The following is an 8,664-nucleotide window of genomic DNA, read 5'->3' as shown; positions in this document are numbered from 1 at the left end:
CCCCGCAGCCCGCACGCCCTGCCGACGAACGAAGCAGCCACCACCTGATCACCCGCGAGTCCCCAGCAGCGTTCCCCCCGGGGCCGGCGACCCCGCCCGCAGCGGGAAAAAGATCCCGCAGCGAGGAGGGCGCTGAGGTTCCGCCACCCCAGAGCTGCGCAGCAAGAGCGGAGGGATCTCACCGATCGTTGGTCAGCGGGAGCGGGCCCGTCTCCAGCAGCGCCCGGAACTCCCGCGCCGGCATCGGCCGCGAGAACAGCCACCCCTGGTAGGCGTCCACCCCCACCCCGGACAGCACGTGGAACTGGGTCGCGGTCTCCACGCCTTCGGCGACGCACAACCGCCCCATGGCCCGCGCCATCCCGACGACGGCCTGCGCCACGGCGAAGTCGGAGGGGTCGCCGCCGACGCCGGCCACGAACCGCCGATCCACCTTGATGATCTGCGCGGGCAGGTCCTTGAGCCGCGCCAGCGAGGAGTAGCCGGTGCCGAAGTCGTCCACCGCGAACCGGACGCCGCGCGCGACGAGCTCCCCCATCGCCTGCCGGGTGCGGGACGGCAGGTCGACCAGCGCGGTCTCGACGAGTTCGAGCACCACCCGGTTCCAGTCGAGCCCGCATTCGGCGACGGTGTCGGCGACGACGTCCACGAAGTCGGCGCCCCCGGGCACGAGCCCGGCGAGGTTCACCGCGATCCCGACCTGGCGCCCGTTCGGCACCGGCCAGGTGGAGGCTTCGCGCAGCGCGGTGCGCAGCACCCACCGGTCCAGCTCGCGCAGCAGGTCGCCCTGCTCGGCGACGGGCAGGAACGCGTCCGGGCTGAGCAGCCCGCGGTCCGGGTGCGGCCAGCGCACCAGCGCCTCGGCGGTGAGCACGGTGCCGTCGGAGGCCACCACCGGCTGGTAGTGCAACGTCAGCCCGTCGTTGTTCAGCGCTTCCCGCAGCTGCCCTTCGAGGTGCAGCTGCCGGTCCGCGGAGGCCATCAGCGCCGGACTGGCCAGCGACACCTTGCCCGCGCCGCGCCGCTTCGCCTCGAACATGGCGGCGTCGGCGAACCGCAGCAGGTCCTCCCCGCCGGAACCACCACCGCTGGGCACCGCGGCCCCGATGGACGCCGACACCCGGATCAGCTGCCCGTGCACCGGCACCGCGGTGCGCAGCAGCCCGGACACCCGGGTGGCGAGCGAGTCGAGCCCGCCGACGGTGGCGATGTCGGAGCAGATGATGAGGAACTCGTCACCGGAGAGCCGCGCCGCGGTGCAGCCTTCGGGCAGCCCGCCTTCGAGCCGCCGCGCCAACGCCACCAGCAGCTCGTCGCCCGCGTCGTGGCCGAGCGAGTCGTTGACCCGCTTGAAGTTGTCGATGTCGCAGAACAGCACCGCGACCCCGGCCGGATCGGAGCTGCCGAGCAGGGTGCCGAGCAGCTCCTTGACCGCGGCCCGGTTCGGCAGCCCGGTCAGGTCGTCGTGGGTGGCCTGGTAGCGCAGCGCTTCGGCGGCACGGCGGCGTTCGGTGATGTCCTGGAACACCACGAGCCAGAACCGGGTGCCGTCGTCCTGCACCGACAGCGCGACGTGCAGCTCGCAGTACACCGGTTCGCCGTCGGAGCGGATCAGCAGCCGCTGCGGCACCTTCCGCCGCCCGGCGCGGGACGAGGCGCTCTCGTCGGAGGCGGCGCGCAGCCCCGAATCACGCTCGTCCGGGTGCGTCATCTGCCGCGCGCTCATCCCGCGCAGCTGCTCCAGCCGGTAGCCGAGCAGGTCGCACAGCGCGTCGTTGGCGTCGACGAGGTGCTCGTCCTGGTCGAACAGGCCGATACCGACGGGCGTGACGGCGACCAGATCGGTGAACCGCTGCGTGGACCGCTCGATCCGGGTCAGCGCGGTGCGCTGCTCGGTGACGTCCTGCGCGGTGCCGACGAGCACCATCCGGCCGTCGGGGTCGCGGATGGCGGTGCCGTGGGCACGCAGGGTGCGGATGGCGCCGTCGCGGCGCACGAAGCGGTGCTCGACCTCGACGGGCTCGAAGCACTGGGACAACCCGCGCCAGGCCTCGTCGACGCGGTCCCGGTCCTCGGGGTGCACGCCCTGCAGGTAGCTCTCGTAGCTGGTGGCCTCGCCGGGCAGGTGCCCGCAGATCTCGCGCATCATCTCCGACAGCTGGGTGATGCCGGTGGCGGCGTCCCATTCCCAGGTGCCGAGGCGCGCGGCCCGCTGCGCGTCGTGCAGCTTGCGGCGCTCGTCGCGCAGCTGCCGTTCCAGCAGCCGCTGCTCGGTGACGTCCTGCACGGTGCCTTCGATGCGTTCGACCCGGTCGGCGGCGTCGCGTTCGACCCGGCCGGTGCACAGGAAGACGCGGTCGGTGTGGTCGCGCAGTTCGACCTCGACGAGCTTGCCGACGGGCGCGGCGCGCAGCCGGGCCCCGAAGTCCTCGGCCTTCGGCTGGTCGTCGGGCCGCACCGCGACGATCATGTTGACGCCGTCGAAGGCGTCCTCGGTGCCGCTGGCGTGGAAGAGCTCCTTGAGCACCGGGCTGTGGTACATCTGCCCGGTCTCGGGATACACGCTCCAGCTGCCGACCTTCGCGATGCGCTGCGCCTCGATGAGCCGGGCGCGTTCGTCGGCGATCTCCGCGCCGGAGGCGGCGGCGTCCTCGGGCAGCAGGTCGCGCACGTCCACCAGCACGGTCACCCGCAGCGACGGGTCCCGCGGCGAGGGCCAGCTCAGCACCCGCACCGCGATGTCGCGGGCTCCGCGCAGCAGCGACACCGATCCGGCGCGCACCACGAGTTCACCGAGCCGCGAACCGAGCAGCTCGGCCGCGTCGGCGACCCCGGCCAGCCGCACGGCCTGCTCGGTGACCCGCAGGACCGTGCCGTCCGCGGCGCTGAGCATCGCGGGTGCGTCGGGTAATCCCGCGTCGTCGAGCGAGCCCGCCGCCCCGTCCGCCGCCGGTTCCGTCACGCCTCTCGCCCCGGAAGCGGGCGTTCCGTCGTACCGATCGGTCACCAGCACCCCTCCTGCGTAGCGGCCACGTTCACCGGGCACACGACCGAAGACCGACCATCCCGCACGTGATCGGCACCACAGCGAGTTACGGACCTGACCTTACCGGCACGGACTCCGCAGCGAACCGCTGGTCGCCCTTCGATCGGTACCACCCGCGCGTGTGACGACGGGCACCGGCTGTCATGACGCGAACGCCGCGGGCGAAGCCCACCGGACAGACCACTGGGGGGGACCTCGAACGGTGCGCCCCAGTGGTCCGGATGTCCGATCCCCGCGGCGGGATCAGGCGGTGGCGACCCCGTCCGCGCGGGCCGCCGCGGCGACGGCGCTGATCACGGCGGGCGCGACCCGCGGGTCCAGCGGGCTCGGCACGATCTTGTCGGCGGCGAGTTCCTCGGCGACGACCTCGGCGATGGCCTCCGCGGCGGCGACCTTCATCCGGTCGGTGATCATCCGCGAGTTCTCCTGCAACGCGCCCTTGAAGATGCCGGGGAAGGCCAGCACGTTGTTGATCTGGTTCGGGAAGTCGCTGCGCCCGGTGGCCACGACCGCCGCGTGCTTGCGCGCGACGTCCGGGTGCACCTCCGGGTCCGGGTTCGACAGCGCGAACACGATCGCGTCGTCGGCCATCGTCGCGACCAGCTCCTCCGGGATCTGGCCGGCGGAGACGCCGATGAGCACGTCGGCCCCGTCGAGGGCGTTCTCCAGCCCGCCGGTGATGCCGCGCGGGTTGGTGTAGCCGAGCAGCTCCTCCTTGATGGGCGTGAGGTTGTCCCGCCCGGAGTGCAGCACGCCCCGCGAGTCCAGCACGACGATCTCGCCGACCCCGGCGGTGTGCAGGATCTTCGCGCACGCCACGCCGGCCGCGCCCGCACCGGAGATGACCACGCGCATCGAGGACATCTCACGGCCGACGATCTTCGCGGCGTTGCGCAGCGCGGCCAGCACCACGACGGCCGTGCCGTGCTGGTCGTCGTGCATCACGGGGCAGTCGAGGGCCTCGATGAGGCGGCGCTCCAGCTCGAAGCACCGCGGTGCCGCCACGTCCTCCAGGTTCACCGCGCCGAACGAGGGGCGCAGCCGCACCATCGTCTCCACGATCTCGTCGACGTCGGTGGTGTCGAGGACCAGCGGGATCGAGTTGAGCCCGGCGAAGGTCTTGAACAGCGCCGACTTCCCCTCCATCACGGGCAGCGAGGCGCGCGGCCCGATGTCGCCGAGCCCGAGCACCGCGGTGCCGTCGCTGACCACCGCCACCAGGTTCTGCGTCCAGGTGTAGCGGTCGGCCAGGGTCTCATCGGCGGCGATGGCCCGGCTCACCTTGGCCACACCGGGCGTGTAGGCGATCGACAGGTCGCGCGCGCTGTCCAGCGGCGCGGTCACGTCGACGCCGAGCTTGCCGCCCTCGTGCGCGTGGAAGATCTCGTCGTCGGTCAGTTCCGCGCCGCTCGCGGCGGGGGGAGTGCGATCGTTCACAGTGGTCACGGCGTCCCTCCTGTTGCCATGGCCTGCGAAAACCGGGTGGTCCCGGGTTTCGGAGCGAATGGGTGACGTACAGCCACCCGGCGACGCGCTCGTCAGGGCTCCCGGGCGGTACCGGGTGCGACGGGCGTCGGGACGACCGGTGCCGGTTTCCCTGGTGCGGGAAAGCGAACCGGTGGACGCTGCGGTCCGGCCAGTCTGCCAGCGCGGGTTCCGCGCTGTCAGCGACCAGGGTCACAGACTTGATCGAGCAGGTCGGGCGTCACGCGGGCGGTTTCCTGCGGGCAGTTCTCGGTGGCGCAACATTTCCCGATTTTCCGCGCGGCCGGCCGGCGGCGGTTCGAGCGACCGGTGGGCCGGGCGTCCGCTGCCGGCTCCGACCCCGCGCCGCGGTTCCGCCACCCCGGCGCTCAGCGGCGGAAGCGGAAAATGAGGTGGTTACGCTGCGGACGTGGAAATCCGCTCCTTCGACATCACCGGCGTGCACGAGTTCACCCCGAAGTCCTTCCCCGACCACCGCGGCCTGTTCGCCGCGCCGTTCCAGGAGGCGGCGTTCGTCGAGGCCGTCGGGCACCCGCTGCGCCTCGGGCAGACCAACCACAGCGTCTCGGCGCGCGGCGTGATCCGCGGCGTGCACTTCGCGGACGTGCCGCCGGGGCAGGCGAAGTACGTGTACTGCCCGCGCGGCTCGATGGTCGACGTGGTGGTGGACGTGCGGGTCGGCTCGCCGACGTTCGGGCGGTGGGTGGCGGTGCGGCTGGACTCCGCGGAGTACCGGGCGCTGTACGTCGCCGAGGGGCTCGGGCACTCGTTCGTCGCGCTGGAGGACGACACGGTGATGAGCTACCTGTGCTCCACCCCGTTCACGCCGTCGGCGGAGCACGGGATCAGCCCGCTCGACCCGGAACTGGGCCTGCCGTGGGCCGAGCACCTCGACGGGGAACCGGTGCTCTCGGACAAGGACCGCGCCGCGCCGACCTTGGCGGCGGCCGCCGACGCGGGCCTGCTGCCCGACTACGACGCCTGCCTGCGCCGCTACGCCGAACTCCGCGCCGCGGCATGACCGGCGGGGCGCCCGGACGCACCGGCCCGGGCGACCGCGCGCTCAGAAGTCCTCGGCGAGGACCCGTTCCGCGTTGCGCTCGGCGAGCGCGGTGATCGTCACGAACGGGTTCACCCCGGTGGAGCCGGGGATCAGCGAGCCGTCGGTGACGTACAGGTTCCGGTAGCCCCGCACCCGCCCGTACGCGTCGGTGACGTCGCCGAGCACGCAGCCGCCCAGCGGGTGGTAGGTGAACCGGTTCTCGAACGCCCTGGTGTCGCCGAACAGGTCGTGCCGGTAGGCGGTGCCGTTGGCCTGGTTGATCCGGTCGAACACGGCCTTCGCCGCGTCGATGGACGGCTGTCCCTGCGCCTCGCGCCAGCGCAGCCGCGCCGAGTCGGTGGCCGCGTCGTACTCGATGCGGCCGCGCTCGGGGTTGCGGGTGATGGCCAGGTAGAGGCTGGCCCAGGTTTCGATGCCCGCGGGCACCGGCGCGATCTCGGCGAACACCGGGTTGTCCGGGTCGTGCCGGTTGTCGATGCCGAGCGCGGGCATGCCCGACTGGACGAGCCCGGTGGTGTCCCACGGGTGGTTGGCGCGGCCGAGCATCACGTTGCCGTTCGGCCCCCACTTCTCGCCGAGCCCGGCCGGCAGGTCGGGCAGCGCCCCGGTGTCGCGGGCGCGCAGCAGCAGTTCGGTGGAGCCGAGGCTGCCCGCGCCGAGGAACAGGTGCGCGCAGGCGATCTCGGCGGTGCCGCGGACCTCGCCGAGCTCGTCGATGCGCTCGGTCGTGAGCACGTAGGTCCCGTCGGCCTCCTGCCGGAACGAGGTGACGCGGGTGAGGGTCTGCAGGGTGACGTTGCCGGTCCCGAGGGCGGCGGGGATGTAGCTCTTGTCCAGGCTGCGCTTGCCGTGGTTGTTGCCGTAGATCACCTCGGAGGCGAGCGCGGACTTCGGGACCTCACCGGCGGCTTCCCGGCGCATGTAGTCGAAGTCGTAGACGTTCGGCACGAAGGTGGTGCCGAACCCGGCGCGTTCGGCGTGCCTGCGGGACAGCCGCGCGTAGGCGTAGCAGTCGGTGTCCTCGAACCAGGTGGGGTCCGGGGAGTTCGCGCCGAGCATCCGGTTCGCCAGCGGGTAGTACCGCCGGTACATCGGTTCCGGGTCGACGCCCGGCAGGATCCGCGCGAAGTCGTCCCGTTCGGGGGTGACGGCCATGCCGCCGTTGACGAGGGAGCCGCCGCCGACGCCGCGGCCGACGTAGACGTCCATCTCGTCGAAGTGCATCCGGTCCAGGACGCCCGCGTACGGCTTCACGTCCCGGTTGACCAGGTCGAGCCACAGGATGCTGGCCAGCGGTGCTTCGGTGCGGGTGCGGAACCAGCTGCTGCGGTGGTCGGGTCGCAGCATGTCGCAGAAGATCGACCCATCGGAGCCCGCGGTGTCCCAGAGCCGCCCCATCTCCAGCATGAGCGTGGGCACTCCCGCGGAGCCGAGGCGCAGCGCGGTGGTGGCCGCGCCGTAGCCCGAGCCGATCACCACGGCGGGCACGGTGGTGCGCCGGCCTGCGGCGACCGCCCCGCGGGTGGAGACGGTGGTGAGGCCGAGGGCGGCGGCCGCGTTGAGCGCGGTGAGACCGAGCATGCGCCGGCGGGAGAGAGTCATGACGCTGGATGATGCAGCGCGCACCCACGGTTGTGAACCCTGTTCACATAAACGGTGCAAACGAAGTGAACGGGTATCACTTCAGCGGAGCCGCTGTGGCCTCGGCCACAACCGCCACGCCACCACGCCGAGCACCGCCGCGGGCCCCAGCTCCCGCGAATCCGTCGAGCCGAACGCGTTGTCCCCCACCACGTGCCACCCGGCGCCCTCCCGGCGCACCGCCCGCTTCACCGACAGCTGCGCAGGTCGCGACGCCCACCGCACCAGCACCACATCACCCGCCCGGGCGACCGCGCGAGTCCGCACCACCACCACGTCCCCATCGCGCAGCGCGGGCACCATCGACGCCCCGCGCACCAGCACCCGGCGCCACCGCCACCGATCCAGCCCGGACACCGTCCCACCTCCGGTCGAGAGCACCCCCGCAGCGGTCCCTCCAGGAAGACGCACGAGATCGTCACGAGTAGGGTCACGCACGTCGGAGCATTCACTGTCAGGGAGGAATGATGGGTCTACTGTCCCGTATCCTCAGCCCGCGCCTGGAAGCCACCGCGCACTGCGACCTGCCGTGCGGGGTCTACGACCCGGCACAGGCGCGGATCGAGGCTGAGTCCGTCAAGGCCGTGCAGGAGAAGTACCAGAACAACGAGGACTTCGAGTTCCGCACTCGCGCGATCATCATCGCCGAGCAGCGCTCCGAGCTCGTCAAGCACCACCTGTGGGTGCTGTGGACTGACTACTTCAAGCCGCCGCACTTCGAGAAGTACCCGCAGCTGCACGAGCTGGTCAACAAGGCCACCAAGGCCGCTGGGGCGACCGGCACCAAGGGTTCCATGGACCCGGCCAAGGGCCAGGAACTGCTGGACTACATCGCGGAGATCGAGAAGATCTTCTGGGAGACCAAGCAGGGCTGAGGTCGCTGTCGCCGAACGGCGCCGCCGCAGCGGGAACACCGCGCGACGGCGCCGTTCTCGCGTTCGGGCCCCCGCACCGGTGGCGCGGCGGGCGCCGCGGGCCCGGCCGCCTAGACTTCGCCGCGTGGCGGAATCCGGCGAACGCAAGGTCTTCCTGCTGCGGCACGGCGAGACGGAGTGGTCCAGCAGCGGCAAGCACACCGGGCGCACCGACGTCCCGCTCACCGCGCGGGGCGAGGAGCTCGCCACCGCCGCGGCCCGCACCCTCACCGCCCTGCGCGGCGACGCACCGCTGACCGCGCTCGCCAGCCCGCGCGGCCGCGCCCGCCGCACCGCCGAACTCGCCGGGCTCACCGCCGAGGTCGAACCGCTGCTGGCCGAGTGGGACTACGGCGACTACGAGGGCCGCACCACCCCGGAGATCCGCGAGCAGGTTCCGGGCTGGACGGTGTGGACGCACCCCTGCCCCGGGGGGGGGCCCCCCCCCCCCCCCCCCCCCCCCCCCCCCCCCCCCGCCCCCCCCCCCCCCCCCCGCCCCCCCCGGGCCCGCCGCG

Annotated in this window: 6 protein-coding genes and 1 pseudogene; 3 read left to right on the top strand and 4 right to left on the bottom strand. The window is 72.6% G+C overall.

What is annotated here, in order from left to right; genetic code table 11:
* Nucleotides 1-178 precede the first annotated feature (178 nt).
* Complete coding sequence (locus LCD33_RS27510) at nucleotides 179-2,893, bottom strand: bifunctional diguanylate cyclase/phosphodiesterase (protein WP_224960505.1); 2,715 nt, start codon at nucleotides 2,891-2,893, stop codon at nucleotides 179-181.
* A 396-nt stretch (nucleotides 2,894-3,289) separates the two neighbouring features.
* Nucleotides 3,290-4,492: an NADP-dependent malic enzyme gene (locus LCD33_RS27505; protein WP_224960472.1), complete on the bottom strand. Its 1,203-nt coding sequence runs from the start codon at nucleotides 4,490-4,492 to the stop codon at nucleotides 3,290-3,292.
* Between the two features lie 448 nt (nucleotides 4,493-4,940).
* Here LCD33_RS27505 and LCD33_RS27500 point away from each other — a divergent pair, with 448 nt between their 5' ends.
* Nucleotides 4,941-5,552, top strand: a complete 612-nt coding sequence (locus LCD33_RS27500) for a dTDP-4-dehydrorhamnose 3,5-epimerase family protein (RefSeq protein ID WP_224960473.1) — start codon at nucleotides 4,941-4,943, stop codon at nucleotides 5,550-5,552.
* Nucleotides 5,553-5,594: 42 nt separating this feature from the next.
* On the opposite strand, the gene LCD33_RS27495 is transcribed toward LCD33_RS27500, so the two are convergent.
* Nucleotides 5,595-7,196 carry a GMC oxidoreductase gene (locus LCD33_RS27495; protein ID WP_224960474.1) on the bottom strand — a complete coding sequence of 534 codons (1,602 nt, stop codon included), beginning with the start codon at nucleotides 7,194-7,196 and terminating at the stop codon, nucleotides 5,595-5,597.
* 81 nt (nucleotides 7,197-7,277) lie between these two features.
* Complete coding sequence (locus tag LCD33_RS27490; RefSeq protein WP_224960476.1) at nucleotides 7,278-7,592, bottom strand: S24 family peptidase; 315 nt, start codon at nucleotides 7,590-7,592, stop codon at nucleotides 7,278-7,280.
* A 110-nt stretch (nucleotides 7,593-7,702) separates the two neighbouring features.
* Between LCD33_RS27490 and sodN the strand changes: the two genes are divergently transcribed.
* Together sodN and LCD33_RS29700 are read left to right on the top strand one after the other, a co-directional pair.
* Complete coding sequence (sodN, locus tag LCD33_RS27485; protein ID WP_224960478.1) at nucleotides 7,703-8,110, top strand: superoxide dismutase, Ni; 408 nt, start codon at nucleotides 7,703-7,705, stop codon at nucleotides 8,108-8,110.
* Nucleotides 8,111-8,234: 124 nt separating this feature from the next.
* A pseudogene (locus tag LCD33_RS29700) lies at nucleotides 8,235-8,590 on the top strand (histidine phosphatase family protein); the annotation flags it as partial.
* Between the last annotated feature and the right edge of the window lie 74 nt (nucleotides 8,591-8,664).

Origin of the sequence: Saccharopolyspora sp. 7B (assembly GCF_020177435.1) — a bacterium.
Taxonomy (GTDB): domain Bacteria; phylum Actinomycetota; class Actinomycetes; order Mycobacteriales; family Pseudonocardiaceae; genus Saccharopolyspora_C; species Saccharopolyspora_C gregorii.
Note: the sequence above shows the minus strand (reverse complement) of the source record. Positions and strands in the feature narration are given on the sequence as shown.